Annotated in this window: 29 protein-coding genes; 26 read left to right on the top strand and 3 right to left on the bottom strand. The window is 37.0% G+C overall.

The annotated features are described in order from the left end of the window. Positions 1–15 precede the first annotated feature (15 nt). The 6 genes from PRVXT_RS08120 to PRVXT_RS08095 all read left to right on the top strand — a co-directional run bounded on the left by PRVXT_RS08120 (position 16) and on the right by PRVXT_RS08095 (position 7,241). Positions 16–1,377, top strand: coding sequence for a lipopolysaccharide biosynthesis protein (locus tag PRVXT_RS08120; RefSeq protein WP_350342382.1), 1,362 nt, complete (start codon positions 16–18; stop codon positions 1,375–1,377). Positions 1,378–1,426: 49 nt separating this feature from the next. After that, the gene (locus PRVXT_RS08115) at positions 1,427–2,428 is read left to right on the top strand and encodes an NAD-dependent epimerase (RefSeq protein WP_350345137.1); all 1,002 of its coding nucleotides are present in this window, start codon (positions 1,427–1,429) and stop codon (positions 2,426–2,428) included. 102 nt (positions 2,429–2,530) lie between these two features. Further along, positions 2,531–3,643, top strand: coding sequence for a glycosyltransferase (locus tag PRVXT_RS08110; RefSeq protein ID WP_350342381.1), 1,113 nt, complete (start codon positions 2,531–2,533; stop codon positions 3,641–3,643). 298 nt (positions 3,644–3,941) lie between these two features. Beyond that, on the top strand, positions 3,942–5,114 hold the full coding sequence (locus PRVXT_RS08105; protein ID WP_350342380.1) for a nucleotide sugar dehydrogenase: 1,173 nt from the start codon (positions 3,942–3,944) through the stop codon (positions 5,112–5,114). 87 nt (positions 5,115–5,201) lie between these two features. Continuing rightward, the gene (galU, locus tag PRVXT_RS08100; RefSeq protein WP_350342379.1) at positions 5,202–6,134 is read left to right on the top strand and encodes a UTP--glucose-1-phosphate uridylyltransferase GalU; all 933 of its coding nucleotides are present in this window, start codon (positions 5,202–5,204) and stop codon (positions 6,132–6,134) included. A gap of 228 nt (positions 6,135–6,362) precedes the next feature. After that, positions 6,363–7,241 (top strand): GIN domain-containing protein, encoded by an 879-nt coding sequence (locus PRVXT_RS08095; RefSeq protein ID WP_350342378.1) that lies wholly within the window; start codon positions 6,363–6,365, stop codon positions 7,239–7,241. 276 nt (positions 7,242–7,517) lie between these two features. On the opposite strand, the gene PRVXT_RS08090 is transcribed toward PRVXT_RS08095, so the two are convergent. From PRVXT_RS08090 to PRVXT_RS08080, 3 genes are read right to left on the bottom strand one after another with little or no spacing between them, the layout of a single operon-like run. Next, positions 7,518–7,754, bottom strand: a complete 237-nt coding sequence (locus PRVXT_RS08090) for a LexA family protein (protein WP_350342377.1) — start codon at positions 7,752–7,754, stop codon at positions 7,518–7,520. Between the two features lie 25 nt (positions 7,755–7,779). Beyond that, positions 7,780–8,286: an ImmA/IrrE family metallo-endopeptidase gene (locus tag PRVXT_RS08085; protein WP_350342376.1), complete on the bottom strand. Its 507-nt coding sequence runs from the start codon at positions 8,284–8,286 to the stop codon at positions 7,780–7,782. A gap of 28 nt (positions 8,287–8,314) precedes the next feature. Then, positions 8,315–8,716, bottom strand: a complete 402-nt coding sequence (locus tag PRVXT_RS08080; RefSeq protein ID WP_350342375.1) for a helix-turn-helix domain-containing protein — start codon at positions 8,714–8,716, stop codon at positions 8,315–8,317. Between the two features lie 194 nt (positions 8,717–8,910). Here PRVXT_RS08080 and PRVXT_RS08075 point away from each other — a divergent pair, with 194 nt between their 5' ends. The 20 genes from PRVXT_RS08075 (at position 8,911) to PRVXT_RS07980 (ending at position 26,875) form a co-directional block, all read left to right on the top strand. Continuing rightward, positions 8,911–9,468 (top strand): DUF1492 domain-containing protein, encoded by a 558-nt coding sequence (locus PRVXT_RS08075; RefSeq protein WP_350342374.1) that lies wholly within the window; start codon positions 8,911–8,913, stop codon positions 9,466–9,468. A gap of 298 nt (positions 9,469–9,766) precedes the next feature. Continuing rightward, positions 9,767–10,312 carry a sigma-70 family RNA polymerase sigma factor gene (locus PRVXT_RS08070; protein WP_350342373.1) on the top strand — a complete coding sequence of 182 codons (546 nt, stop codon included), beginning with the start codon at positions 9,767–9,769 and terminating at the stop codon, positions 10,310–10,312. 76 nt (positions 10,313–10,388) lie between these two features. Then, the gene (locus tag PRVXT_RS08065) at positions 10,389–10,607 is read left to right on the top strand and encodes a hypothetical protein (protein WP_350342372.1); all 219 of its coding nucleotides are present in this window, start codon (positions 10,389–10,391) and stop codon (positions 10,605–10,607) included. A gap of 29 nt (positions 10,608–10,636) precedes the next feature. Continuing rightward, positions 10,637–10,939 (top strand): rRNA biogenesis protein rrp5, encoded by a 303-nt coding sequence (locus PRVXT_RS08060; protein WP_350342371.1) that lies wholly within the window; start codon positions 10,637–10,639, stop codon positions 10,937–10,939. Continuing rightward, on the top strand, positions 10,936–12,072 hold the full coding sequence (locus PRVXT_RS08055) for a DUF2800 domain-containing protein (protein WP_350342370.1): 1,137 nt from the start codon (positions 10,936–10,938) through the stop codon (positions 12,070–12,072). Before PRVXT_RS08060 ends, PRVXT_RS08055 begins: the two co-directional genes overlap by 4 nt. 33 nt (positions 12,073–12,105) lie before the next feature. Beyond that, on the top strand, positions 12,106–12,639 hold the full coding sequence (locus PRVXT_RS08050; protein ID WP_350342369.1) for a DUF2815 family protein: 534 nt from the start codon (positions 12,106–12,108) through the stop codon (positions 12,637–12,639). Positions 12,640–12,702: 63 nt separating this feature from the next. Then, complete coding sequence (locus PRVXT_RS08045) at positions 12,703–14,658, top strand: DNA polymerase (RefSeq protein WP_350342368.1); 1,956 nt, start codon at positions 12,703–12,705, stop codon at positions 14,656–14,658. A 39-nt stretch (positions 14,659–14,697) separates the two neighbouring features. Then, positions 14,698–17,124 carry a virulence-associated E family protein gene (locus PRVXT_RS08040; protein ID WP_350342367.1) on the top strand — a complete coding sequence of 809 codons (2,427 nt, stop codon included), beginning with the start codon at positions 14,698–14,700 and terminating at the stop codon, positions 17,122–17,124. Positions 17,125–17,414: 290 nt separating this feature from the next. Beyond that, positions 17,415–17,696, top strand: a complete 282-nt coding sequence (locus PRVXT_RS08035) for a VRR-NUC domain-containing protein (RefSeq protein ID WP_350342366.1) — start codon at positions 17,415–17,417, stop codon at positions 17,694–17,696. Continuing rightward, entirely contained in the window at positions 17,677–19,062 is a 1,386-nt protein-coding gene (locus tag PRVXT_RS08030; protein WP_350342365.1) for a DEAD/DEAH box helicase, read from the top strand. The genes PRVXT_RS08035 and PRVXT_RS08030 overlap by 20 nt, the downstream gene beginning before the upstream one ends. Position 19,063: 1 nt before the next feature. Further along, positions 19,064–19,486 (top strand): DUF7768 domain-containing protein, encoded by a 423-nt coding sequence (locus tag PRVXT_RS08025; RefSeq protein WP_350342364.1) that lies wholly within the window; start codon positions 19,064–19,066, stop codon positions 19,484–19,486. Then, positions 19,486–19,698 (top strand): hypothetical protein, encoded by a 213-nt coding sequence (locus PRVXT_RS08020; RefSeq protein ID WP_350342363.1) that lies wholly within the window; start codon positions 19,486–19,488, stop codon positions 19,696–19,698. Before PRVXT_RS08025 ends, PRVXT_RS08020 begins: the two co-directional genes overlap by 1 nt. Positions 19,699–19,716: 18 nt before the next feature. Beyond that, positions 19,717–20,136, top strand: a complete 420-nt coding sequence (locus tag PRVXT_RS08015; protein WP_350342362.1) for a DUF1492 domain-containing protein — start codon at positions 19,717–19,719, stop codon at positions 20,134–20,136. Positions 20,137–20,544: 408 nt separating this feature from the next. Then, positions 20,545–21,465 (top strand): Abi family protein, encoded by a 921-nt coding sequence (locus PRVXT_RS08010; protein WP_350342361.1) that lies wholly within the window; start codon positions 20,545–20,547, stop codon positions 21,463–21,465. A gap of 313 nt (positions 21,466–21,778) precedes the next feature. After that, entirely contained in the window at positions 21,779–22,003 is a 225-nt protein-coding gene (locus PRVXT_RS08005; protein WP_350342360.1) for an HNH endonuclease signature motif containing protein, read from the top strand. A 316-nt stretch (positions 22,004–22,319) separates the two neighbouring features. Beyond that, positions 22,320–23,576: a site-specific DNA-methyltransferase gene (locus PRVXT_RS08000; protein WP_434064288.1), complete on the top strand. Its 1,257-nt coding sequence runs from the start codon at positions 22,320–22,322 to the stop codon at positions 23,574–23,576. A gap of 101 nt (positions 23,577–23,677) precedes the next feature. Beyond that, positions 23,678–24,391, top strand: coding sequence for a virulence-related protein (locus tag PRVXT_RS07995; protein WP_350342359.1), 714 nt, complete (start codon positions 23,678–23,680; stop codon positions 24,389–24,391). Then, entirely contained in the window at positions 24,392–24,580 is a 189-nt protein-coding gene (locus PRVXT_RS07990; protein ID WP_350342358.1) for a hypothetical protein, read from the top strand. A 271-nt stretch (positions 24,581–24,851) separates the two neighbouring features. After that, entirely contained in the window at positions 24,852–25,325 is a 474-nt protein-coding gene (locus PRVXT_RS07985) for a phage terminase small subunit P27 family (RefSeq protein WP_350342357.1), read from the top strand. After that, the gene (locus PRVXT_RS07980) at positions 25,325–26,875 is read left to right on the top strand and encodes a terminase large subunit (protein WP_350342356.1); all 1,551 of its coding nucleotides are present in this window, start codon (positions 25,325–25,327) and stop codon (positions 26,873–26,875) included. Before PRVXT_RS07985 ends, PRVXT_RS07980 begins: the two co-directional genes overlap by 1 nt. The last annotated feature ends 44 nt before the right edge of the window (positions 26,876–26,919 follow it).

Here is a 26,919-nt window from a genome sequence, read left to right as displayed (position 1 = left end):
AAGGATTGGAAGACAATGAAAGAAGGTAGAATATTACTTAAGTTTATACGTCGTCCCGAGTGTATAAGTTATTTGTTAAAAAAAAGATTCACTAATTTATCTAATAATCAATTTGTTCGAAGTGCCCTTACCATGTTGTCAGGCACTGTTATAGCTCAGATAATAGCTATGGCCTTTTCACCAGTTATTTCACGAATTTATGGGCCCGAAGCCTTCGGGGTATTTGGGGTCTTTACTTCTATAGTAGCAAGCGTTGGGCCAGTTGCAGCATTAACATATCCTATTGCTATTGTGTTACCCAAAGAAGATTCAGAGGCAAATGCATTATTTCGCTTATCATTATTGGTTTCGCTAATAACATTTTTACTAATGGCATTAACTATTACATTTTATGGAAACTCTATTTTGGCGATTCTTCAGGTTGACGTATTGATGCCATACTTAATGTTTATACCACTGATGGTATTGTTTGATGGTAGTTTTCAAGCTTCGCAGCAATGGATGATTCGAAAGAAAAAGTTTAAATTTAGTGCTAAGGCAGCAATTTTACAAGGTATAGTAGTTAATGTAACAAAAGCAGTTATAGGTTTTTTCTTTCCATTATCTATTAGTCTTGTTGCTATCACGACATTAGGGAAAGGACTTTATGCTTCATTGCTAGCATACGGAACTGGTATAACTTTTAATTTAAAACTGTTTGCAGAAAGTTTTAATAAAAAGGAGTTATTATCTTTTATAAGGTTAGGGAAAAAATATTACGACTTTCCAATATACCGCACACCACAAGTTTTTATCAATGGTGCGTCTGAAGGTTTACCTGTCATAATGCTGAGCATTTTTTTTGGGCCAGCGACAGCAGGGTTTTATTCACTAAGTAAAAAAGTCCTTGTTATGCCTACACAATTGATCGAACAATCAGTTGGTAATGTATTTTACCCTCGCGTAACAGAGGCAGCATATAATGGGGAAAATATAACAAAGCTCTTAATAAAGGCCAGCTTGTCTTTGGCAGCTTTAGGCTTGATTCCCTTTGGTATTGTTATATTGTTTGGACCACAATTATTTAGTATTGTTTTTGGGGCAAATTGGGCTAGCGCAGGAGAGTATGCTAGGTGGTTGTCATTGTGGAGCTATTTTAAGTTTATTACTAAACCATCTATAAAAACACTTCCAGTTTTAAAAGCTCAGAGGTTTCACCTGGTGTTTACCATTTTTAGTATTCTTGTGAGGTTATGCGCACTAATTATTGGTAGTTATATATTTAAGAGCGATGTTATTTCAGTTGCTTTATATGGAACTACTGGAGCAATAATGTATATTATCCTAACCTTAGTGACTATTTTAAAAAGCACCCCAAAATATACACGTTATTTATAATTATAAAATTGTTAGACTGTGATGATAGGAGGAAAAAGAAGTGAAAAGAATGCTTATAGCTGGATCAGCTGGTTTTATAGGTTTTCATCTATCCAACTTATTACTAAATAAAAATTGTCAAGTAGTAGGCCTGGATAATCTAAACACATACTATGATCCAAAATTGAAAGAAGATCGCCTAGAAATACTTAACAAATACGAAAATTTTGAATTTTACCAAGTGGATCTACAAGACAAAGAAGAAATTGATAAGCTATTTAAATATTATAACTTCGACTACGTAGTTAACTTAGCAGCTCAAGCAGGCGTAAGATATTCAATTAAAAACCCATATGCCTATGTAGATTCAAACCTAGTAGGTTTCATGAACATTCTAGAAGCATGCAGAAACAACCCGGTAAAACACTTAATTTACGCTTCTTCAAGTTCGGTTTACGGTGGCAACAAAGAAATACCATTTTCCACTAATCATAGTGTAGACCACCCAGTAAGCCTTTATGCATCAACCAAGAAGTCTAACGAACTTATGGCTCATACCTATAGTCACTTGTATGGCATCCCGACAACAGGGTTAAGGTTCTTTACAGTTTACGGTCCTTGGGGACGTCCTGATATGGCCTACTTCTCTTTTACAAGGGATATTCTAGAGGGTAATCCAATAAAGGTGTTCAACCACGGTAAAATGGAAAGAGACTTCACCTATATAGACGACATAGTAGAAGGAGTTTATAAACTAATCCCAAAAGCGCCAAAACCAAACCCAGAATGGGACGAAACAAAACATGACAGAAGCTCAAGCTTCGCCCCATACAAAATCTACAACATAGGTAACAACCAACCAGTAAAGCTAGAAAAATTCATCTCAGTTCTAGAGGACAAGCTAGGCAAAAAAGCCAATAAGCAGTATGTGGACATGCAACCAGGGGATGTTGTAAGAACTTATGCTGATGTAACTGATTTGGAAAAGGATGTAGGGTTTAAGCCTAATACAAGTATTGGAGATGGGTTGGGTGAATTTGTAAGGTGGTATAAATCCTATTACGGGTTTTAAGAAACAAGTGTATTGTCAATAAATTATTGTTGCCACACAAATTAGAGTATTCGGGGTAAGGGATAAAATAGTACAATAGACAAGTACAGGGAGGGCATCAAAATGAAGGAACTAATTACCTTATATATACCGTCTTTAAATTTAGGAGGAATAGCTAAAAATACTATAAGATTAGCTAAAGGTTTGATTGCTATGGGGTATGATGTTGATGTAGTTGTTGTCAATTATAAGGGCGAGTATGTGAAGGACTTGCCATCAGAGATTAATATTGTTAATTTAAATTCTAAGAAAGCGATGTTTAGTATACCTAAACTTGTTTCCTACTTAAGAAGAAAAAGGCCGAAAGCTTTAATTTCAGCAAATGACTATACCAATATAATTGCTATAATAGCTAAGAAACTTTCTGCTGTAAAATGCAAACTAATTATATCAGTAAGAACTAATGTAACTACGCATTGTAAGAATGCTAAAAGTATTAAGGAAAGGCTACTGGTACCTTTACTAATTAAGAAAGCCTATCCACTATCAGATTATATCGTATCAGTTTCAAAAGGGGTTCAGGAGGACCTAGTTAGTAATTTTAATATTCCAGAAAATAAGAGTGTGGTAATATACAACCCTATCTTTGATGAGAGTATTTTAGAAAAGAAATTGGAAGAACCTAATCATATTTGGTTTGGTAAGGCAAACACAATTTTGTTGAGCGCAGGAAGATTGACTCAACAAAAGGACTACCCTACTCTGATAAAGGCGTTTGCAGAATTTAGAAAGACGGAAAATAGCAAAAGCGTTAAGTTAATAATTTTAGGGGAAGGACCGGAACGGGATAATCTTCAAAAACTTATAAATAAGCTTAACCTAACAGGTGATGTTGATTTGCTTGGTTATGTTAGCAATCCATACTCGTACATGGGAAAAGCAGACTTGTTTGTGCTTCCTTCTAAGTGGGAAGGTTTTGGCAATGTATTAGTAGAAGCTTTATCTTGTGGGGTTAATGTAATTACTACAAATTGCCCTAGTGGACCAATGGAGATTATTAATTATGGCGAATTTGGTACATTCGTCCCTGTGGGAGATTATAAAAAGATGTCTGATAAAATTAAGGACACGCTTAACAACTCCCCCAAAATCAGTGCTGAAACCCTCGTTAAAAGGGGCAAGGAATTTTCTATTAGTAAAACTGCCAGTGAATACCTTGAGTTGGTTAATGGTTAAAAGAATTTTGGTAATAAAAAATAAGAAAGCTATACTTAAATCTTTTAATACGATTCTACTTATAAAGACTTAAAGCAATTGTTAAACATTGATAAAACTTAGACAAGTTGCTAAAGAAGTGTCTAAGTTAAACTGGGAGTTAGGTAAAATATAAAAGTACAATAGGCAGTCAAAAAGAAATCTTATTTGTAAACAAGGCAGGGCCAATGTAAAGGTACTTAAACTATGATCGTGTTAGCTTTGTAATTTTAACTGTCTGTTATACCCGTCCTATCTCCTAACTAAGGAGGATACCAATTTGAACACTAAAATCGCTGTAGCCGGAACCGGCTATGTAGGATTATCGAACGCAGTACTGCTAGCGCAACATAATGAAGTTCTGGCGCTGGATATTGTTGAGGAAAAAGTCAACCTAATCAACAACAAGAAATCACCAATCGTAGACGTGGAAATCGAGGATTTCCTAGTCAACAAGGATTTAAACCTTGTTGCTACTACTGATAAGGAAAAAGCCTATAAGGACGCGGAGTATATCATTATCGCTACGCCTACTGATTACGACGTTGAGACTAAGTACTTTAATACTAAGTCTGTTGAAGCTGTTATTGGGGATGTGCTTGAAATTAACCCTGATGCTACTATGATTATTAAGTCTACTGTTCCTGTTGGTTATACTAAGTCAATTAAAGAAAAATTCAACACTGAGAATATTGTTTTCTCACCTGAGTTCTTAAGAGAAGGCAAGGCTTTATATGATAACCTATATCCATCTCGCATTATTGTAGCTGAGAAGTCCGAGAGGGCGGAGAAATTTGCTTCGCTTTTAGCCCAGGGAGCTATTAAGGAAGATATTGATACACTGTTTATCGAATCTACTGAAGCAGAGGCTGTAAAACTGTTCTCTAACACTTACCTAGCCATGCGAGTATCTTACTTCAACGAGTTAGACACCTATGCTGAAATGAACGATCTAAACACCAAAGAAATTATAGAAGGGGTAGGCCTAGACCCTAGAATAGGCGACCACTACAACAATCCATCCTTCGGCTACGGCGGCTACTGCCTACCCAAAGACACAAAACAACTAAAAGCCAACTACGAAGGAGTACCAAACGAAATAATCTCAGCAATCGTAGCCTCAAACGACACAAGAAAAGACCATATAGCCAACATGATAGCCAAAAGAAACCCTAAGGTTGTAGGCTTTTATAGACTTATAATGAAAACCGGCTCAGACAACTTCAGAGCATCAGCAATCCAAGGTGTAATAGAAAGAATAAAAGCCAAAGGTATAAAAGTAGTAATCCACGAACCAGTACTAGAAGAAGACAGCTTCGAAGGCATGCCAGTCATCAAGGACCTTGCTGAGTTCAAGCAAAATGTCGATGTTATAGTTTCTAACCGCCTTGATAATGACCTTGAGGATGTCATTGAGAAAGTGTACACGCGGGACGTTTTTAGGAACAATTAGGGGATAGTTAGACAGTTGTTCAGCAGTTTAACGACTCCACTGAACAACTATATGTTATACTAATATTATTGAGGGGGAGATGAGGAAATGAAAGTACGTAAGGCGATTATACCTGCAGCAGGGTTAGGTACAAGGTTCCTGCCAGCTACAAAAGCACAACCAAAAGAAATGCTTCCAATCGTGGACAAGCCAACACTACAGTACATCATCGAGGAGGCCGTAAACTCCGGCATCGAAGAAATACTAATCATTACTGGTCGTAACAAGACCTCTATCGAAGACCATTTTGATAAGTCTGTTGAGCTTGAGATGGAGCTTGAACAAAAAGGTAAAGACGAGCTCCTAGAACAAGTTCGCAAAATCTCTGACATGGTTACTATTCACTATGTAAGGCAAAAAGAACCAAAAGGTCTTGGACATGCTATCCATTGTGCTAAGAGCTTTGTTGGTAACGAGCCGTTTGCTGTTATGCTAGGTGATGATATCGTAGAAAATGGCAAAGGCAAACCATGCCTTGAGCAGATGATGGATATGTATGATGAGTACAAAACTACTATTTTAGGGGTGCAAGAAATCCCTAAGCAAGATGTAGATAAGTATGGGGTTGTTAAAGGTAACCACATCGAAGGCGGAGTATACAAAGTAAAAGACCTAGTAGAAAAGCCAGCAGTAAAGGACGCACCATCTAACATTGCAATCTTGGGCCGTTATATTATTAATCCGGAGATTTTTGATATCCTTCAGAACACTAAACCAGGCAAAGGCAATGAAATACAGCTGACAGATGCTCTTAAAGAGCTGGCCACAAGAGAAGCAATGTACGCCTACATCTTCGAAGGTAGAAGACACGATGTAGGAGATAAGCAGGGTTTCCTACAAGCTACAGTAGAGTTTGCTCTTAAAAGAGAAGATTTAAGAGAAGACTTCTTAAGCTACTTAGTAGATATAGTAGAAAAAGAAACAGGAAACACAATAACAAAAGCACAAGCAGCTGCAGCTTGTGAGAAGAAAAGTAAATAGTACACATTATAACCCCGGACCCTATGTTTTTTGGTCTGGGGTTTTTGTTTAGTGTAGGAAGGATTTAAAAAGATATTGCAATTCTTATCTTTTTAAGAGTGACAGGATTATTTCTTTGATTCTGCGGAAGACAATAAAACAAACTATTCTTAATCTTGTGATAGAGGTGGATTTGAGTAGCCTTGATGAGAATAATTGAAGTATATCTATTAAAGAGAGGGGAAGCTTATGAGAAAAATTTTTGAAAACGAAGAAATAGCTGCATATAGTGATAAAGACTATCTTTCTAAAGAAGGTAGATATTTAAAATTTGAGGATGGAAGTGAAATAGATCTTTATGATTACACAATTACTAATTATGGAAAAGGAGAAATTGACTTAGTTTATCTTCCACAGCAGCCGATTCAGGATGATTTGGTATCTAAAAAAATACTAGTGGGTTCTTATAAGAGCCTTTATTGTTCAGGTGGTAATGTTAATATTAAGATTTTAAAAAGTGATGTTGACGATGAATACATTACAGTTCAAGGTACGGAAGATTTTTTTAATAGTTTGCAAATTGTAGAAAATCGAGGAGCTTTAAATATCTATACAAAGCCAAATCGTGATACAGTAGTTATTGGAGAAGTGTGGATTAACGGAAAACGACAAAAGCCTGAATCAGACCCGTTTTATGGAGAAATAATAATTTACAAATCTAATATGGAAACATTTACAATAGATACGAATGGCAAAGGTAGTGTACACTCTGAAGTGCCCATAGGAGTTTTAGATACAAAAATATCCGGGTCATTTTCAATGGATTTAATTGAAGTGGAAGAAGCAAAAGTTCGAATATCCGGAAGCGGTGATGTGAAATTCGGAACACTACTGAATGATTCTGAATTTAATATTAGCGGTTCAGGAAAAGTGATTATTCAGAATGGAAAAGCAAATAAAATTTATGCTAATGTTAGCGGGTCCGGAGATATTATTGCTATGATACCAGTTAATGAAGCCTACTTAGACTTAACCGGGTCTGGAAATATTGTTATTGATCAAGTTGTTAAATTTAGTCGTGAAAAAAGGGGCGGATCGGGTTACATTAAAGTATTACGAAGAGGTTAGCTCAGACCCGTTTGCATACACTAGGAGCTTTTTGGTTCAGGTGTAACTGGAAGTGGAATTGGTAAAAATTAGGCAATCTTTCTCTATTTTATTTGCCTAAGTCTCTCCGTTTTAGTACCATTTAGAGAAAATCTTTTATGAGTAACCAATGTATGCGAATATTAATGGTTTCCTTACCACCCTCTATATCAGCAGCGCTGATGAAAAGTTTACCATACCCAAAAACCGGTACTCACTAATCCTTTTTAATATGGACTAGCGGGTACCGGTTTTTTCTTATATTACCTCTCTACCTTTATCAGTCAAGGAAAGAGTTCTTGGTGAGTTTCCATGTTTAGAGATGAAATCATTATCTTCCAAAATCCTTAAATGGTTGTGTACAGAACTAGTAGATACCACATTCAAAAGTTTTGTCAGCTCTCGAACACTAGGACTATACCCATGCTCCTCAATGTAACTATGGATAAGCTTCAACAAAGCTTTCCTTTTAGCACTTAAAACTTTCTTTGCCATAACTTGAAACCCCCTAAATTTAAAGCTACTTCAAAGCCAAATAATTAGCTTTAGGATCATACGGAATCTTTAAATTAAATCCTCTCCTATTTAAAATCCCGCCCTTGATGATCGCCAGCTCCTCATGAACATTAAGGGCAGACGCTATATCAGAATATGTATTATAAGTATTAGTGCAATCAAGAAATTCATCATCAGAAATTAATAGATGGGCAGAAAAGAGGTTAGCTTCCTTTTCATATATGTTAATCGAACGATAAAGGTTATAATCTTTCATCAAACCAAGATTAGGTACTTTTCTGTGAAGTCGATCATGGCCAAGCTCGTGAGAGCAGGTGATGATTTTTTCTCGTGCATCTAAACATGAATTAATCACAATAAACCGGTTTCTGTACATGCAGTTATAAAAACCTCTTAATTCCTTAAACTCGCCATACTTAACAGTAATATTTAGATTTGAGGCAAGCTCAAAAGGATCCCTTGTATGAAACCGTTTAACTAAAGATTCAACTTTCCCCAAAATCTCCTCCATATATTCACCGCCTGACTCCCTAGTAATTTTAGTCCTCCTTGTTACGACCATACTTTTTATTCTTCTGTTTAGCCTCAAAGTACATCTCGGTAACAAGTTTAAAAAACTCTTCAACATCCTCTTCGGGAAGCTCACCACCTGCAAATAAAGACTCTACACTTTCAAGTACTTCCTTAGCTTGCTTGGCACCTCTAGAACCATAATTATCTTTGGCATTTTGAATGAAAGCATCTTCATTTCCGATAAGGTAGTCTATAGATACATCAAACACTTCAGATATGTTTTGTAAAACTTGAGCTTTATTAGGAAATCGAGTGTTAGACTCATAATAGCCTAGAACACGGTCAGAAACCCCTATTAACTTACCAAGCTCTGCTTGGGTCAACCCTTTTGCCTCCCTTAATTTTCTGAGTTTATCTCCGAATGTCATATTCGAACACCTCCCAATATATATGTCTAACAATATCAAATTGTTCGAATTAAGTCAATAGCGAACAATAATTTCGATATAAAGATTAAAGTAACATTGACAGCGAATATATTATTCGTTAAAATTAACATAGAACAAAATATTCGGTAAAGAAAAAAATTGTTCAATATTTTAGAAGAGGGGTTGAGAAATCAATGAATCAAGTAAGTGAATCTGTTAATAGAACCTATACAATAAAAAAGGAGGCCAGGTCTAATAGGAGTTCAATAAACAGCGATTCTAAAGATTTCCATAAGACTAAGCTACTTCTTTCAATCTATAGAACAGTGGTATGGAGGGTTGAAAGTGCTATATATGAAATAAATGATACGGCTTATGATTATGGCGGTCGTCGAATCTCTGAGCTTGTTGATTTTTTAAGCTTTGAGCTTGATGAGTATGACAGCGTAAAAGATAAAAGGGCAGTTGAAGAGCGCTTAATGTGTATAGCAGAAACAAAGCAAATGATTGAAATTATCGATAAAGCATTAGCCCATCTTAAGATGCACCCAGACAACGGTCAAATCTATCACGATATTATAGCATACAGTTACATCAATAAAGAGAAGATGTGCGACACCCAAATTCGCCACAAGCTAAACTTAACTCAACCAACATATTATAGATATAAAAAGCAGGCAACAAAAGAAATGGGTGTAGCGCTATGGGGGTACATAATTCCACCACTTAGAGAATACTGGGATTTTGCTTAAAAGAAACAACATAAGATGATAATAAAGTGACAGAATCCTGATAGTAAGTTAATAGCAAAAAGAAATTGTAATGAAAGTTAGACTCCTTTATAATTGGTATAGTGGCAAATATGCCCAAAAATATGGGTAAAAAGCTGCTCTTTTAGAACTTATTTAAGTTTTAATAGAGCGGCTTTTTTTATACCCAAATTTAAGGAAACTTAAACGGCCTTAGGCACTGTTGTGTTTTTAAACGCAGCAGTGCTTTTTTTTATGCCCTTTTTTAAGTTTCCACCCAATTATAAAGGAGGAAGTTTAAATGATTAAAGAGTTTAAAACAGCAGAAGGAATCAGCACAATTATTGAAATTACAAAGGAGGGAAAGGTTAATTATTCAGTCGGCCAAAAAAAGACAACCTTTGATTTAAGCGACTGCGAATCTATTACTTACAACTACTCAGCAGATGAAGAAAAAGCGGTAATTACAGAGGATATGCTTTCAGGAACAGATGAGCTTGAGCCTTGGATGTGGATCGTTATAAATGAAGGGGAAAATCGCCTAGAGTACAATAATGAGCAACGAGAAACCCGCAGGCATTTAAGCTACTCAAACCTAAACGATAAAGCTGATATTTTAAAAAAAGATGAGGATGTATTAGAGCAGATATTAAACTCATTACAACAAGAAGCTGTAAAGCAGGCCATTAAAAAGCTAGATCCTAATCAGCAAAAACTAATTAGAGATATATACTATATAGGCTTATCGCAAGCTGAGATAGCAAAAAGAGATGGGGTCCATAAATCATCGGTAACAAAAAGAATTAAGCGTATAAGTAAAAGGCTAAAAAAAGAACTGAAAAATTAAAATAAGGGGGCAACTTTCCTTTCTGCCATGACCTATATATAGAAGGTTAGATAAAAGAAAGGAAGGTGAATAACCGATGAATCAGGCAGCTAAAAAGGTAAAGCATCATGTAGAAATTGGGGTAAAAAAGCCTAAAGCTAACCAAGTGTTAGCTACTAAAAAGATGACTCTTAGAGATAGGTTTTTAAACGCAATTTTTGGAGCAGGACATCAGATGGTTGTCCTTGTTCCAGGAGAAAGTGTAGGAACCATTTCCGTTACAGAAATGGAAGTTCATGAAATTGAAAATGAGTAATCCAAGTAAAAAATGAGAGGAGTGAAAACATGAGCAAAACAAAACTAGCATTTGATGTTGTTTCAGATTTAAAAAGCCTAGCAAACAGTATAGAAACTCTAGTAGAAGCTTTAGAAGAAAACAAAACGGAAGCAGCACCTAAGGAAAAAGAGCAGCCTAAAATAAATCAGCCTACCATAGAAGAGTTAAGAGCTGCAATGGCTGAAAAAAACAGAGAAGGGCACAGAGAAAAAATTAAAGCGATCATTCATAAATATGGCGCAAATAAACTTACTGCCCTTGATCCAAAAGATTACGCAGACATCTTAAAGGAAGTCAGTGAAATTAAATGAGTGGCTCTCAAAACGCCCATTCAATCTATTCAGCCTCTGGAGCACATAGGTGGATGAAATGCACCCCTTCGGCACATTTAGAGCAACAGTTTGAGCAAAAAACTAGCTCCTTTGCAGAAGAAGGAACAGCAGCTCATGACCTAGCAGAACATAAGCTTAAAAATGCTTTAAACATACCTTCTGAAAGGCCACAGAGTAAATATGAAACAGAGGAAATGGATGAATTTACTGACATGTATGTTGAGTACTGTCTTTGGCTTATAGAAAAGGCAAAAGAGGACTGTAAAGACATACAAGTGCTAATTGAACAAAAGCTAGACTTTAGCGACTACGTGCCAGAGGGGTTTGGCACCGGTGACCTTGTGATAGTAGGAGATAAGACCTTATATGTAATTGACTTTAAATATGGTAAGGGAATCCCAGTTTCAGCTCAGCAAAACCCGCAAATGATGCTTTACGCTTTAGGTGCTTTATCTCTTTTTGAAATGCTCTATGAAATAGAACAAATCTCAATGATGATCATCCAACCTAGGGCAGATAACTTTTCTTTATATGAAATGAGTATAGAAGAGCTAAAGACGTGGGCAGAGTACGAACTTAAACCAAAAGCAAAGCTTGCAAGTAGAGGTGAAGGAGAGTTTTGCGCTGGAGAGCATTGTAGGTTTTGCCGGGCAAAAAGTAACTGCAGAGAACGGGCGCTAAAAAACTTAGAGCTTTTAAAGTATGAGTTTAAAGATCCAGCCCTTTTAACAGATGAGGAAGTATCAGAAATTATAACACAGGCTAAAGAGTTATCTAAATGGGCATCAGATATCTACACCTATGCCACAGCTAAAGCTATTAATGAAGGGAAAAAGTGGGACGGCTTTAAGCTAGTGGAAGGTCGCAGCCGCAGAAAGTACAAAGACGAAAAGGCGGTAGCTAAAGCTTTAAAAGCTTTAGGATACAAAGACATATATAAAGAAAGCTTGATTTCAATTACAGAAATGGAAAAGCTTATGGGCAAAAAGAAGTTTAAGGAGGCTTTAGGTCCATATGTGGACAAGCCCCCCGGAAAGCTTAGCTTAGTTTCTAAAGGAGATAAAAGAAAAGAAGTAGAGCCTTTAAAGGCGGAGTTTCAAGTAGAGCAATAATAGAAAAACATAAATTTATGGAGGTTATCTAAAATGAAAAAGAACACAAAAGTTGTAGTACCTGGAAGGTTTAGCTTTGCAAACATTTGGGAGCCCAAAAGTATTAACGGCTCCGACCCTAAATATTCAATTTCTCTAATCATCCCTAAAAGTAACAAAAAGACTGTAGCTGCAATTAAAAAGGCCATCGAAGAAGCGAAAAAGGAAGGAATGGCTAAATTCGGTGGCAAAGTTCCAGCTAACTTAAAAACGCCCTTAAGAGATGGAGATGTAGACCGAGCTGATGATCCAAACTACAATGACTGCTACTTTATAAACGCAAACTCTAAAACAGCTCCACAAATTGTAGATGGGAAGATACAGCCAATTTTAGAAAGAAGTGAAGTTTACAGCGGCTGCTTTGGAAAGGTAAGTCTAAACTTTTATGCTTTTAACACAAACGGAAACCGCGGTATTGCAGCAGGCCTTGGAAACGTACAAAAGCTTCAAGACGGTGAACCCCTTGGGGGAAGCAGTAGGGCAGAAGATGATTTTGAAATAGAAGAAGACGATGACTTTTTGCAGTAAAAGAAAATGTGGTTAAAGGGGCCATATAGGCTCCTTTAGCTTACAAAAGGTTGGTGATAAAGCTTGAAAGTTATCTCAATAGATATAGAGACATACTCCGATATAGACCTAAAAAAAGCTGGAGTATACCGCTACACAGACAGCCCAAACTTTGAAATCTTATTATTTGCCTACAGCGTAAATGGCGGCCCTGTAAAGTGTATAGACTTAGCCTGTGGCGAAAAGATGCCCCGGGAAATAATAGGCGACCTGATGGACGAAAAAGTGACAAAAACCGCATTTAACGCGAGTTTTGAGCGTGTGTCGCTTATGAGATATTTAAGTCGAATCTTGGGAAATAAAATCTATTTAGATCCCAGCTCCTGGAGATGCACAGAAGTTCAAGCTGCCATGCTAGGTTTACCGCTACATTTAGATGGAGTAGCCCAGGTGCTAAACTTAAAAGAGCAAAAGTTAAGTGAAGGTAAATCGTTAATTCGATATTTTTGTATGCCTTGTAAGCCTACATTAGCAAATGGGAAAAGAACTAAAAACTTACCTAAAGATGATCCTAAAAGATGGGAGCTTTTTAAAAAATACAATATAGCTGATGTAAAGGTAGAGCTTGCTATACAAGAAAAATTAAAAGCTTACCCAATTTCTAAAAAAGAGCAAGCAATATATGTTTTAGATCAGCGGATAAATGATAAAGGCCTCTTAGTAGATATGGACCTTGTTAAACAAGCAATAACCTGTGATAAAAAGTTTAGCTTATCTGCCACAAAAAAAGCCTATGAGCTTACAGGACTTGAAAACCCCAACTCAGTATCTCAGCTTAAAAAGTGGCTACTAGAAAAAGGTGTTGAGGTAGATAGTTTATCTAAGGGATCCATATCTGAGCTTATAGAAAAATATGATGGCGAAGTAAAAGAAGCTTTAAAACTTAGACTTTTAATGGCAAAGACCAGCGTGAAAAAGTATGAAGCTATTGAGAGGGCAGTTTGCACAGATGGTAGAGTCCATGGTCTATTTCAATTTTATGGAGCTAATCGCACAGGTCGCTGGGCCGGTCGACTTGTTCAGTTTCAAAACCTACCGCAAAACCACCTTAAAGACCTTACATTAGCAAGAAAGCTTGTAAAAGAAGGTAGCTTTGAAGATATTGATCTTCTATTTGGAAACACGCCCAATGTGTTATCTGAGCTTATAAGGACAGGCTTTGTCCCTAAAAAAGGCCATAGGTTTATAGTAGCTGACTTTTCAGCTATTGAAGCTAGAGTCTTATCTTGGCTTGCCGGTGAAAAGTGGCGACTCGATGTCTTTTCATCCCACGGAAAGATCTATGAAGCGGCGGCTTCTATGATGTTTAATGTACCGATAGAAAGTATAGACAAAGGAAGCCCGCTAAGACAAAAAGGTAAAATATCTGAGCTAGCCTGCGGATACGGAGGAAGCGTTGGAGCGCTAAAGTCTATGGGAGCTTTACAGATGGGAGTAAAAGAAGGTGAGTTAAAGGGTCTAATTGATAATTGGCGCTTAGCTAACTCAAAGATAGTTAAGTTTTGGTGGGATATAGACAAAGCCGCTATAAATGCAGTTAAAAAGGGGATAAAGACTAAAACCCACGGCATTTTGTTTAACTATAAAAGCGGGGTGCTTTTTGTAACTCTACCCTCTAAAAGAAAACTAGCTTATGTCAAACCAAAGCTTTCTATTAACAAGTTCGGAAGAGAAGGTCTTACTTATGAGGGGATTGGAGCTACAAGAAAGTGGGAGAAAATAGAAACCTATGGCCCTAAAATAGTGGAAAACATAGTCCAGGCCGTATCCCGAGACCTATTAGCAGAGGCAATGCTTCGACTAGATGAAAAAGGCTTTAAGATAGTGGCCCATGTACATGACGAGGTAATATGCGAGGTTTTAAGGGGTAAGACTTCAGTAGATGAAGTATGCTCTATTATGGCTAGACAACCTACCTGGGCAAAGGGGCTCCCCCTTGAAGCTGACGGGTATGAGTGTATGTTTTACCAAAAGGATTAGCCTTTTAATAACCCTTATGAGGAGAAAAGGAGGGGTGCTATGAAATTTACAGTTTCATTGGGAAATAGCCGTAAAGATAAAGTGTGGAAAAAGTATAAGTTTTCCTGGGATGAGTTTACAAAAAAGCTATCTAAAGCAACCGTAACCAGTGAAACCCAAGCAGAGTATAGGAAGATGAAAAGACACAAGCAAGACGCAATAAAAGATGTAGGCGGTTTTGTGGCAGGAGAGCTTAAAGATGGTAGGCGCAGAAAAGAAAATGTGCAAAATAGAACCATGATAACTTTAGATATGGATTATGGAGATGATGCCGATTCAGTAGCTGAAGATGTTGAAATACTTCATGGATATACTTGCTGCATCTATTCAACCCATAAGCATACACCAAAAAAGCCACGGCTTAGACTGATTATTCCCCTAAGCCGCAAAGTATCGCCAGATGAATATCAAGCTGTATCTCGAATGGTGGCAAAGCAAATAGGTATTGAGCTTTTTGACGATACCACCTATGAACCTAACAGACTTATGTACTGGCCTAGCACATCATCAGATGGAAAGTATTATTTTAAAGTTATAAAGGGAGAGCTTTTAAACCCCGACGATATTTTAAACATCTATAAAAACTGGAAAGACTCATCGACATGGCCGGTCTCTTCAAGGCAGGAAACGGTAATAAATAGGCTTGTAAAAAAGCAACAAGACCCACTTAAAAAAGATGGGTTAGTAGGAGCGTTTTGCAGAAGCTATACAATCTGTGAAGCTATAGAAAAGTTTATCCCTAAGACTTATAAACAAAGCGCTATGCCAGACCGTTACGATTACGCTTTGGCAGACTCTACAGCTGGTGTAGTAAATTATGATGACAAATACGCCTATTCTCACCATGCCACAGACCCAGCTTGCGGTAAATTACTAAATGCTTTTGATCTAGTAAGAATCCACCGCTTTGGTGAAGTGGATGAAGGGGCCGTTGAAGACAAGCAACTACCGTCATATAAAGCAATGCTAGATTTTTGCACAGAAGATAAAAAAGTAAAACGGCAGTTAGCTAAAGAAAGACAAAAAGATCTAAAAGACGAGTTTGAACAGGCTGCAGAAGCACCACACAATACGCATAAAGAAGACGATGATGTTGAGTGGCAGTTATCCCTTGAACTTAACAAAAATGGCACAGTAAAAGATACGCCTACTAATATACTAACTATCTTAAGAAAGGACCCAAAGCTTCAAGCTATTGCCTATAACGAAATGACCCACTCTTTAGATGTAAACGGAAAGCTTCCTTGGGAGCAGTTAAAACCGGGCTGGAATGATGCAGACCTTGCAAACTTAAAGATGTACTTTGACAAGCAATTTAACATTTGGTCTCCTACAAAAATAAAAGATGCCCTTTTAAGCGCTGCATCTGAAAGAGCATTTCATCCTATACGAAACTATCTAGAAAGGTTACCTAAGTGGGATAAAAGAGAAAGGTTAGATACTCTCCTTATCGAATATCTAGGAGCCGATGACAATAATTACACCCGAGCTGTAATGCGAAAAACTCTGTGCGCTGCAGTAGCTAGGGTCTATGAGCCGGGCACAAAATTTGACTATATTTTGGTGCTAAACGGCCCACAAGGGATAGGAAAGTCTACCTTTTTTGCAAAATTAGGGGATAGATGGTTTTCCGATAGTTTAACTGTGTCGGATATGAGAGATAAAGCTGCTGCAGAAAAGCTTCAAGGCTATTGGATATTAGAGTTAGGAGAGCTTGCTGGGCTTAAAAAGATGGATGTAGAAACAGTAAAGTCTTTTATAACAAGAACCGATGATAAGTTCCGTCATAGCTACGGTGTAAATGTAGAAAACCACCCAAGGCAATGCGTCATTGTAGGTAGTACAAATAACACTAGCGGATTTTTACGGGATGTTACTGGAAACCGCAGGTTTTGGCCGGTGCGAGTTAGAGGAGGTAAAAAGAAGGTTTGGGATATAAACGAAGTAGATCAGATATGGGCAGAGGCCCTCTATAAATATAAAGGAGGGGAAGAGCTTTATTTAAAAGGTGATGTTGAATCTGTGGCATTAGAAGAACAAAGGGATGCCATGGAAGGTGATGACAGAGAAGGACTTGTGAAAAAGTATTTAGAAACCTTGCTTCCTGATAACTGGAAGAGCATGGACCTTTATGAGCGGCGAAGCTATTTAGCCGGCGAGAGCGATTTTGGAGAAAGTAACCTTGTTGGCACTGTAGCTAGAAAGCGTGTTTGCCCCTTAGAGATATGGTGCGAGTGTTTTGGCAAAGATAGGACAAGCATTAAAAGAACGGAGTCGTATGAGATTGAAGCAATACTTATGAAAATTGGTAACTGGAAGCGCTATGAGGGAAATAAAAAGGGGAACATGAAGTTTTCACTATATGGATCCCAGCGGGCATTTGTAAAAGTGGGAAAAGAAGACTTAGATGAAACAGAAGAAAATTAAAGGTAGTCGGACGGTAGTCGATAGTGAAAAAAAGTAGTCGATGACACAAATCTTTGGTAGTCGATGGTAGTCTAAAATCTCATCGACCACCTTATCGACTACCGACTAAATCCACTGATACGCTTGGGGTTAAGTGCTTTGGTGGTAGAAGTAGGAGATAAATATACTGATTAATTATATTTATATAGATATAGGGTATATACCACCTACCCGCACGCGTAAGAGTTTGAAACCTATCGACTACCACCACCGACCACCTGACAATATGAAATGAAAAGGGAGGGGCAGAAATGTTAGAAAAAGATGTAGAAGCTGAGCTTGTAAAAAAGGCAAAAAAGAGAGGTGGACAAGCCTTTAAATTTATCTCCCCAGCAGTTAATGGGGTGCCCGATAGATTAGTGTTACTACCTAAAGGAAAGGTTGGATTTGTGGAAGTTAAGGCTTCGAATAAAAAGATGCGGCCACTTCAGATAAAGCGAAAAAAGCAACTAGAATCGTTAGGGTTTTTAGTTTATTGCCTAGATGATCCAAAAGATATTGGGGGAGTGTTAGATGAAATCCAGGCGCAGTAATTATACACCCTACGATTATCAAAGTTACTCCACAGAATTTATCTTAGAAAACAAAGAAGCAGGACTATTTTTAGAGCCAGGATTAGGCAAAACGGTTATCACATTGACCGTTGTAAAGGAACTTTTATATAACCATTTTGATGCAACTAAGGTTTTAGTTATAGCCCCGTTAAGAGTTGCAAGAGATACTTGGAGTAGAGAATGTGAAAAGTGGGCTCATCTAAAGGGGTTAAGCTTATCTAAGGTATTAGGTAGCGAACAAAAAAGAAAGATGGCTCTTTATAAAGATGCTGATATCTACATTATCAATAGGGAAAATGTAGAATGGCTAGTTAAAAACGCTCACTGGGATTTTGATACCGTCATTATAGATGAGCTATCTAGCTTTAAGTCTCCAAAGTCAAAACGTTTTAAAGCCCTTAAAAAGGTAAGGCCTAAAATTAAACGGATCATTGGTCTAACAGGAACTCCAGCTCCTAACGGTCTGTTAGATATTTGGAGTCAGATCTATCTTTTAGATAATGGACAAAGATTAGGCAGAACTTTTTCTGGATATCGCAGCCGCTACTTTTACCCACAAAAATATATAAACGGTGGAATACCAGCAGACTATGCTCTAATTGAAGGGGCAGAGGATACAATTTACAACAAAATATCGGATATTTGTATCAGCATGAAAGCCTTAGATTATCTTAAAATGCCAAAGTGCATCTTAAACAAGGTAGAAGTTAAACTTTCTCCCAAAGAGATGAACCTATACAACAAGCTAGAGCGGGATCTGCTTTTACCAATTGATGATACAGAAATAGATGCATCAAATGCTGCTATCTTATCAAACAAGCTTTTACAAATGTCATCAGGTGCTGTTTACGATGAACATGGTGAAGTTAAGCATATACACGATAAAAAACTTGAAGCTTTAGAGGATTTAATAGAGGCTGCAAATGGAAAGCCGGTCCTTATATATTACGGGTTTAAACATGATAAAGACAGGATTAAAAGCCACTTTAAATGTGGTGAAATTAACACCTCAGAAGATATAGCTAATTGGAATGCAGGCAAAATGCAAATAGCTCTTTGCCACCCAGCTTCAGCCGGCCATGGTTTAAACCTTCAAGAGGGTGGCTGCACCATAGTTTGGTTTGGTCTTACCTGGAGCTTAGAGCTTTACCAACAAGCCAATGCTAGGCTTTGGAGACAAGGCCAAAAGGAGACAGTGGTAATTCACCATATCATTTCAAATAAAACCATAGATCAAAGAGTAATGAAGGCTTTAGAAGAAAAGGATACAAGTCAAAACGCCCTAGTTGATGCAGTAAGGGCGCAGATAAAAAAAGTAAATAACAATAACGAGGAGGAGTTATAAAATGGGGATTAATATATATAACAAAGAAGGGTATATAGATCCAACGGCACATGAGGCACTTTCAAATGTAGATAGAGAAAACATGGTAAATAAAAAGATAGTGTTTATATGTAGCCCTTATGCTGGGGACATTGAAGGAAACACAGAAAGAGCAAAAAGGTACGGAAGGTTTGCTGTATCTAAAAAGAGGATACCTATTATTCCGCACCTTATGTATCCACAGTTTCTCTATGAAGACGACCCAGGGCAAAGGAAGTTAGGTATAGAAATGGGGCTTGTTCTTTTAACAAAGTGCTGGGAAGTGTGGGTGTTTGGGGATCAAATATCGGAGGGAATGGCCGTTGAAATAGATAAGGCTAAAAAGCATAACATTCCCATTCGCTACTTTACAATAGCATGCCAGCCGCTAGGAGGAACTAGATAATGCCTAAAAAACAAAACTGTTTTGCTTACAAGAAAAATGGGTGTAAAGCTTTAAGAGTAAAAGAGTGCGAGGGCTGTATATGTCCTTTTTTTAAAACCAAAGGAGAATATAAAAGGGGCAAAAAGGAAGTTAAAAAAAGAATAAACTCTTACGATGAACCAGAGCGAAGTTACCTAATAGATGCTTACTACGGCGGAAAGCTAAAAGTCTAACTAGGGGAGGAGATGTACTTGAATGCAAAAGAATATTTATCGCAAGCAATCTGGCTTGATAAGATAATCCAAAATAAGCTTGAACAAAAAGAGAAGCTAAAATCTATAGCTCAAAAAGCAACTACAGATTTTAGCCAGGAAAAAGTATCTGGAAGTAAAATAGATAAAAGCGCAATGGAAAGCGCTACAGTTAAGATCGTAGATTTACAACACGAGATCAACAGTGACATCGATAGGCTTATTGATCTAAAGACAGAAATTTTACAAACTATTGCTTTGGTAGGCGATACTAGCCACCAGTTGATATTAGAGATGAGGTATATAAACGGTAAAGGTTGGGAAGAGGTGGCCTATAATATGGGCTTTGATGTTAGGACCATTTTTAGGATCCACGGAAAAGCAATAAAAGAAATTGAAAAAATTAAAAGTTGTCAGTAGATGTCATTGAATGTCAGTAAAAATGTATTGTACAATGTAAGATGTAAAGGTATAGAAAAATCAGGAGCACCAGATGTTGTAGAATACGCCTACGGTATATCGGATTCGAGTCTTAGGAAACGCAACATTCTTGATTGAAAGTCCTTAGAGTGAAATTTCTTTAAGGGCTTTTTCTATACTGGTTTAAGCCTTCACCGTGAGGTGTTTTATATAATTAGTATGAAACAATTGGGAATGGGAAGCATAGTATATATTGAACAAAAACTCATATGAGTTTTTAGCGAGAAGGTGCTTGCACCATCTCGTATTTTTTTACCGAAAACTAATAAATTTTTAAGGACTTCTGCCCAAGTCGTAATAGAAATGTTATAATATATATATGAACTAAAAACACTATGGGAGAGTCTTATGAGAAAAGAAAAATTGGGGATACAAGAGCAAATAGAACATATGAATTCTAAAGGAGTAATGTTTAATATAATTGACGAGGACGAAGCCAAGCATTTCTTGAAATATAACAACTATTATTTCAAACTTAAATCCTATGCCAAAAATTATAATAAATATTTTGAAGAAGAAAATGAAAAGTACGCTAACTTAGAGTTTGCTTACCTTATGGAATTATCCAAGATTGATATGTATTTTAGAAGATTCATAATAAAAATGACATTAGATATAGAACATTTTTTAAAAACACAGTTACTGCGGGACTTTGAACAAAATGATAAAGAGAATGGCTATGACATAATTGATGAGCTATTTAGTAAGCATGATTATATTAAAGATAATATTAGCAGACAAGATAAGAATTCAACATGTTCTGATTTAATTCAAAAATACAAAGATGATTTTGCTATTTGGAATATCGTAGAAGCCTTAAGTTTCGGCGATTTTACGAAACTGTACAGGATATATTATCAAAAATATCCTACTAAAGGATCAATGGAGCGCTTTTTATGGTCTGTAAGGTATATAAGAAATGCGTCTGCACATAATAGCTGTTTATTAAACAGCTTAAAGGTCCCTTATAGTAAAACCATTAGACCAAACCAGCAAATTACCAAATTTTTATCCGAAATTGGCATATCTAGGAAATCTCGGCGAAATAAAATGGTTAACCCAGTTATACACGACTTTGTTGTAAGCTTATACGTATTTAACAGTGTAGCTAGCGAAAGTGTAAAAGAAAATACAATGCGTGAATTGAAAGAATTGATGGATGATAGGGTAACTTATAAGAAAGAGTATTTTGAGAAGAACCAGTTTATAAAATCTTATTATAATTTTTTAAAAACAATTGTTGACTATTATTATGATTTAAGTGTATAATATAGACAATGAACAAAAACTCATATGAGTTTTTAGCGAGAAGGTGCTTGCACCATCTCGTATTTTTGTGTTTAAATTTCTATTTAAATCAAGTTAAAAGATCAGCTGAATATGCTGGTCTTTTTTTATATCTGAGAATTAAGGTAGGTGAATAAAAGTACCTAGAAAACCCTTAAAACCATGTAGTCATCCTGGCTGCCCCAAATTAACAGATGATAGATACTGCACAGAACACCATAAAGAAGAAGTAAGACGGTACAACAAAACTAATAGGCCATATAAAAAACTATACAATAGTAGCCGATGGCAGAAATTGCGGAAAGAAATATTTAAAGAAGAACCGTTATGCGTTATATGCCTAAAGGCTGGAAGAACTACTTCAGCAAAAGTAGTGGATCACATCGTTCCTCATAAAGGAGATAAAAGTTTGTTCTATGATCAACAAAACCTACAGCCTCTTTGTAAGTCCTGCCATGATAGAAAAACTGCTAAAGAAGATGGGCGTTGGGGAAAGAAAGGAACAGTTTACACTTACTAAATAAAAGAAAAATCCTCAACAGCTTTTTATCTCTGTCTGACAGATGGGGAGGGGGATGAAATCTCTACAACCTTAAGCCCCAGGAACGGCGCGGGCCCTTCGTGTAAGAATTCGCGAAATTGCCAGGGGGGGTATAAGGCCTTAGTATGTTGATTTATAGTTCCCCATTATTATTGACGCAACTGCTTTCTTCATATAAGATTGTTACTAACAGTACCCGCCACGCCTCTTTAAAAAAGCGTACCACGGTGGGTCATTTTATACACTTAACTCCCATTTAAATTGGGAGTTTTTTTATACCCAATTTTAAAGGAGTGTGATCACCCTGAGATCTGAAGAGTTAAAAATAGTCGATATAAATGAATTAGCTCCCTATGCTAAAAACGCAAGAACTCACAGTAAAGAACAAATAACCAAACTAAGAAGTAGCCTTCGGGAGTTTGGCTTTGTTAATCCGGTGCTTATCGATAAGGATAAGACAATAATTGCTGGCCATGGTAGAGTAATGGCGGCAAAGGAAGAAAACATAAAAGAAGTTCCTTGTGTGCTAGTGGAGCATTTAACTGAAGCTCAAAAAAAAGCATATATCCTTGCCGATAATAGGCTTGCCCTTGATGCTGGTTGGGATGAAGAAATGCTTGCTATAGAACTAGAAAATCTAAAAGAGTTAGATTTTAATGTAGAACTAACCGGGTTTGATGCTGCTGAAATAGACGACCTATTTTCAAATGTCCATGATAAAGAAGTGCAAGAGGATGACTTTGATATAGATGAAGCACTAGAAGAAGAACCTATATCACAGCTAGGGGATATATGGATACTTGGAAGGCATAGGCTAGTTTGCGGAGATAGTACCCAATCTGAAACCTATGAAAAACTAATGGAAGGGAAAAAGGCAAACCTATGCGTTACCGACCCACCCTATTCCGTTAACTACTCTTCTAAAGCTGGCTCTATACAAAATGATAATCTAGATGACCCTGAGTTTTATGAGTTTTTATTAGATTCCTTTAAAAACACTGAAAGTAACATGTCATCTGACGCTTCTATCTATGTTTTTCATGCTGATAGCAAGGGACTAATCTTTAGAAAAGCATTTGAGGATGCAGGGTTTTATCTTTCAGGGGTGTGCCAGTGGGTAAAACAATCATTAGTTTTAGGAAGATCTCCTTATCAGTGGCAACATGAGCCATGTCTTTTTGGGTGGAAGAAAAAAGGTAAACATAAATGGTATTCAGATAGAAAGCAAACCACCGTATGGAACTTTGACAGACCAACAAAATCAGAGCTTCACCCAACTACAAAGCCGGTGCCGCTGATTTCCTATCCTATACAAAATAGTTCCATAAGTAACTGTATAGTTTTAGAGCCCTTTGCAGGATCAGGGAGTACACTTATTGCCTGTGAACAGCTAGATAGAATTTGTTATGCTATAGAGCTAGATGAGAGGTACACCGATGTTATTGTAAAAAGATATATGAAATTTAAAGAATCAAGTGAAGACGTCTTTCTTATAAGAAATGGAAAGAAACTTAAATACAGTGAGGTAGAAAATAAAGACAAAGAAGAATAATCATACAAACTATATAGGAATAATATTTTATCTTTATATCCTTGCAATTAACTGTGTTTTGAGTGATATATAGACATACCAAAAACACAGGAGGGATTTAAGTGAATAGGAAAGAGATTGTAAAAAGGTTAGAGTCACACTTTAAGGTCAAGGCAAAATATCTTGGGGTGCCAAGTTTTGCTTATGAGCTAAAGGCCCAAGAGGCTACCTTCATAATTAATAGGGAAGGCAAAGTCGTTAACAGTAAAAGCAAAGAAATCGTGGAGTTAGATAAACTTCTAGGAAAGACTAAACCTTTTGAAAGTGACAGCATAAAAATATCCATTGATGAACATAACGGAAAGAGTTTAAGAAATCTAATAAATATGATTTACAGTAAGCAAGGATTACTCAAAAGGGCGCTAAACTTTGAAGACGACCTTGTTAAAGATGATTTTGTATCTAAGATTAACGAGTCAGCGATTGATACTTTAGAAGATTTTAAAGAAGTTTTAGAAAGCGCAAGTCAAGGAAGCTGTCCTGGCCTAGGCTTTAACTTCGAAGAAAGGATTGCAACCTTTAACCTATGTAAGGAGTTGGAGCCGGATCAGCTAAAAGCTTTTAAAAAGTTAGTCAAGATTATAGATAGAAAGGCTAAGGCCTTAAAATATGCCTCAGCAAAGGTTAAAGTTACAAACAATGAAAAGTATACTTTTAGAACTTGGCTTTTGCGACTGGGTATGATTGGAAACGAATACAAAATGACAAGAAAGATATTACTTGAAAACTTAAATGGAAATGGAGCTTTTAAAAGACCACTGAAGGAGGAAGCATAAATGGAAAAACCTCGCTGTTCTTTAGTAGGACAAAACGGAAACATATTTAATTTAATGGGTATTGCAGCAAAAACACTCAAAGAAGCTGGTAGGGAAAAAGAAGCAGATGAAATGGTAAAAAGAACGGTAGAATCTAAAAATTATAATAAGGCCTTAGGAATTATCATGGAATATGTTGAGGTAGAGTAAATTCATTGAAACTAGGCAAAAAATGAGGCCGTAATTTCCCTTGTAAGGCCCTAAAAGACTGAAGGTGGGGCGAATGCACTAGGCGTTTCTAATATCCCAACACAGGGCCGACACTTGCCTTACAAAGAATTAACGGCTAAAAAAGCGAATTGCCACCCAAAACAATAGGATTATAGTGGGGTAAAATTAAAAATGAGTTAAAGATTAACAAGTGAAAGGGCCAATGGCCCTTTTGCTACTTATAATAGTAGATATTTAAGGAGGTGAGCCCATGGCGACACGGGGAAGAAAGCCCAAACCTTCTGCACTTAAAAAGTTAGAAGGAAACCCTGGAAAAAGACCTGTAAATAATAACGAACCTAAACTTTCTAAAAAAGCTCCTAGGTGTCCGTCATGGCTTGAACCTGAAGCAAAGAAAGAATGGAGAAGAATGGCCAAAACACTTGAAGAAATAGGGGTCCTTACCCAAGTAGATGCTGCCGCCTTTGCAGGATATTGCCAAGCCTATGCTAGATGGAAGGAAGCAGAAGAGTTTTTATCAAAACACGGCACTATTTTTAAAACCCCTTCAGGATATATCCAACAAGTGCCACAAGTATCTATAGCCCAAACCTATCTAAAAGTTATGAAAGACTTTTGTTCTGAATTTGGCCTTACTCCATCTGCAAGAAGTAGAATCCATGTAGACACTGTACAAACAGAAACACAAGATCCTATGGAAGATATCTTGAAGGTGATTAAATGATGTATGACAAAGAAAAAGCCCAAAGAGCCGTTAAGTTTATAAACGCCTTAAAACATACAAAGGGTATATGGCATGGAGTACCCTTTGATCTTTTGCCTTGGCAAGATAAGATTGTTAGGGATATTTTTGGAACTGTTAAAGAAGATGGGTATCGGCAATATAATACAGCTTACATTGAGGTTCCAAAGAAAAATGGTAAAAGTGAAATTGCAGCAGCTATAGCTTTATACTTAACTTGTGGAGATGGAGAGTGGGGAGCAGAAGTATATGGATGTGCAGCTGACAGGCAGCAAGCTTCTATAGTATTTGATGTGGCAGTTGATATGGTAGAACAGTGCCCAGCACTTAAAAAGCGAATTAAACCTGTAATGTCACAAAAAAGGCTTGTATATATGCCCACCGGAAGTTTCTATCAGGTATTATCCTCAGAATCGTTTACAAAACATGGGCTAAATGTTCACGGAGTAATTTTTGATGAGCTACACGCCCAACCAAATAGAAAGCTTTATGATGTAATGACTAAAGGATCTGGAGATGCAAGAAAGCAGCCCCTTTTCTTTTTAATTACAACAGCAGGAACGGACAGAAACTCTATCTGCTATGAGGTTCATCAAAAGGCGGAAGATATTTTAAGAGGCAAAAAAAGCGACCCCACTTTTTACCCAGTTATCTATGGCATCAAAGATGATGATGACTGGACAGAAGAAAAAAGCTGGCACAAAGCAAATCCATCACTAGGCCACACCATTGATATAGAAAAAGTAAGGGCTGCCTTTATAAGTGCTAAAGACAACCCTGCAGAAGAAAACCTATTTAGACAACTAAGATTAAATCAATGGGTAAAGCAATCTGTAAGGTGGATGCCCATGGACCTTTGGGATAAATGTGCCTTTACTGTAGACCCGGAAAAACTTAAGGGAAGAAAGTGTTATGGAGGGCTGGATCTTTCAAGCTCTAACGATATAACAGCTTTTGTTTTGGTGTTCCCGCCTCCTGATATAGATGATAAGTATTATGTAATGCCTTACTTTTGGATCCCGGAAGAAAACTTAGATTTAAGAGTTAGAAGAGACCATGTCCCCTATGATATATGGAAGCAACAAGGATACCTTGAAACAACGGAAGGAAATGTTATTCACTATGGGTTTATAGAAAAGTTTATCGAAGATCTAGGCACACAGTATAATATTAAAGAAATAGCCTTTGATAGATGGGGAGCTGTTCAGATGGTACAAAACCTTGAAGGTCTTGGCTTTACAGTTGTACCTTTTGGCCAAGGATTTAAGGATATGTCCCCACCAACTAAAGAGCTAATGAAATTAACAATGGAGAAAAGAATAGCCCATGGAGGCCAGCCAGCACTAACATGGATGATGGATAATATCCATGTTAGAACTGATCCAGCCGGAAATATAAAACCCGACAAAGCCAAGTCTACAGAAAAAATAGATGGAGCCGTTGCTACCATTATGGCACTAGACAGGGCCATAAGAAATGAAGGACCAAGTTGTAAGTCTGTTTATGATGACAGAGGAATATTGGTGTTTTAGCCTGTTAACGTATCTTTCAGAGGTAAAACCGAAAAGAAAAGTTA

It is taken from the genome of Proteinivorax tanatarense, assembly GCF_040267685.1.
Lineage (GTDB): Bacteria > Bacillota > Proteinivoracia > Proteinivoracales > Proteinivoracaceae > Proteinivorax > Proteinivorax tanatarense.
Note: the sequence above shows the minus strand (reverse complement) of the source record. Positions and strands in the feature narration are given on the sequence as shown.

What these genes read in the sequence shown, in the direction of transcription:
- PRVXT_RS08120 (WP_350342382.1), top strand. Translation starts at nt 16, where the DNA reads ATGAAAGAAGGTAGAATATTACTTAAGTTTATACGTCGTCCCGAGTGT.
- PRVXT_RS08115 (WP_350345137.1), top strand. Translation starts at nt 1,427, where the DNA reads ATGCTTATAGCTGGATCAGCTGGTTTTATAGGTTTTCATCTATCCAAC.
- PRVXT_RS08110 (WP_350342381.1), top strand. Translation starts at nt 2,531, where the DNA reads ATGAAGGAACTAATTACCTTATATATACCGTCTTTAAATTTAGGAGGA.
- galU (WP_350342379.1), top strand. Translation starts at nt 5,202, where the DNA reads ATGAAAGTACGTAAGGCGATTATACCTGCAGCAGGGTTAGGTACAAGG.
- PRVXT_RS08095 (WP_350342378.1), top strand. Translation starts at nt 6,363, where the DNA reads ATGAGAAAAATTTTTGAAAACGAAGAAATAGCTGCATATAGTGATAAA.
- PRVXT_RS08090 (WP_350342377.1), bottom strand. Translation starts at nt 7,754, where the DNA reads ATGGCAAAGAAAGTTTTAAGTGCTAAAAGGAAAGCTTTGTTGAAGCTT.
- PRVXT_RS08085 (WP_350342376.1), bottom strand. Translation starts at nt 8,286, where the DNA reads ATGGAGGAGATTTTGGGGAAAGTTGAATCTTTAGTTAAACGGTTTCAT.
- PRVXT_RS08080 (WP_350342375.1), bottom strand. Translation starts at nt 8,716, where the DNA reads ATGACATTCGGAGATAAACTCAGAAAATTAAGGGAGGCAAAAGGGTTG.
- PRVXT_RS08075 (WP_350342374.1), top strand. Translation starts at nt 8,911, where the DNA reads ATGAATCAAGTAAGTGAATCTGTTAATAGAACCTATACAATAAAAAAG.
- PRVXT_RS08070 (WP_350342373.1), top strand. Translation starts at nt 9,767, where the DNA reads ATGATTAAAGAGTTTAAAACAGCAGAAGGAATCAGCACAATTATTGAA.
- PRVXT_RS08065 (WP_350342372.1), top strand. Translation starts at nt 10,389, where the DNA reads ATGAATCAGGCAGCTAAAAAGGTAAAGCATCATGTAGAAATTGGGGTA.
- PRVXT_RS08060 (WP_350342371.1), top strand. Translation starts at nt 10,637, where the DNA reads ATGAGCAAAACAAAACTAGCATTTGATGTTGTTTCAGATTTAAAAAGC.
- PRVXT_RS08055 (WP_350342370.1), top strand. Translation starts at nt 10,936, where the DNA reads ATGAGTGGCTCTCAAAACGCCCATTCAATCTATTCAGCCTCTGGAGCA.
- PRVXT_RS08050 (WP_350342369.1), top strand. Translation starts at nt 12,106, where the DNA reads ATGAAAAAGAACACAAAAGTTGTAGTACCTGGAAGGTTTAGCTTTGCA.
- PRVXT_RS08040 (WP_350342367.1), top strand. Translation starts at nt 14,698, where the DNA reads ATGAAATTTACAGTTTCATTGGGAAATAGCCGTAAAGATAAAGTGTGG.
- PRVXT_RS08035 (WP_350342366.1), top strand. Translation starts at nt 17,415, where the DNA reads ATGTTAGAAAAAGATGTAGAAGCTGAGCTTGTAAAAAAGGCAAAAAAG.
- PRVXT_RS08030 (WP_350342365.1), top strand. Translation starts at nt 17,677, where the DNA reads ATGAAATCCAGGCGCAGTAATTATACACCCTACGATTATCAAAGTTAC.
- PRVXT_RS08025 (WP_350342364.1), top strand. Translation starts at nt 19,064, where the DNA reads ATGGGGATTAATATATATAACAAAGAAGGGTATATAGATCCAACGGCA.
- PRVXT_RS08020 (WP_350342363.1), top strand. Translation starts at nt 19,486, where the DNA reads ATGCCTAAAAAACAAAACTGTTTTGCTTACAAGAAAAATGGGTGTAAA.
- PRVXT_RS08010 (WP_350342361.1), top strand. Translation starts at nt 20,545, where the DNA reads ATGAGAAAAGAAAAATTGGGGATACAAGAGCAAATAGAACATATGAAT.
- PRVXT_RS07990 (WP_350342358.1), top strand. Translation starts at nt 24,392, where the DNA reads ATGGAAAAACCTCGCTGTTCTTTAGTAGGACAAAACGGAAACATATTT.
- PRVXT_RS07985 (WP_350342357.1), top strand. Translation starts at nt 24,852, where the DNA reads ATGGCGACACGGGGAAGAAAGCCCAAACCTTCTGCACTTAAAAAGTTA.
- PRVXT_RS07980 (WP_350342356.1), top strand. Translation starts at nt 25,325, where the DNA reads ATGTATGACAAAGAAAAAGCCCAAAGAGCCGTTAAGTTTATAAACGCC.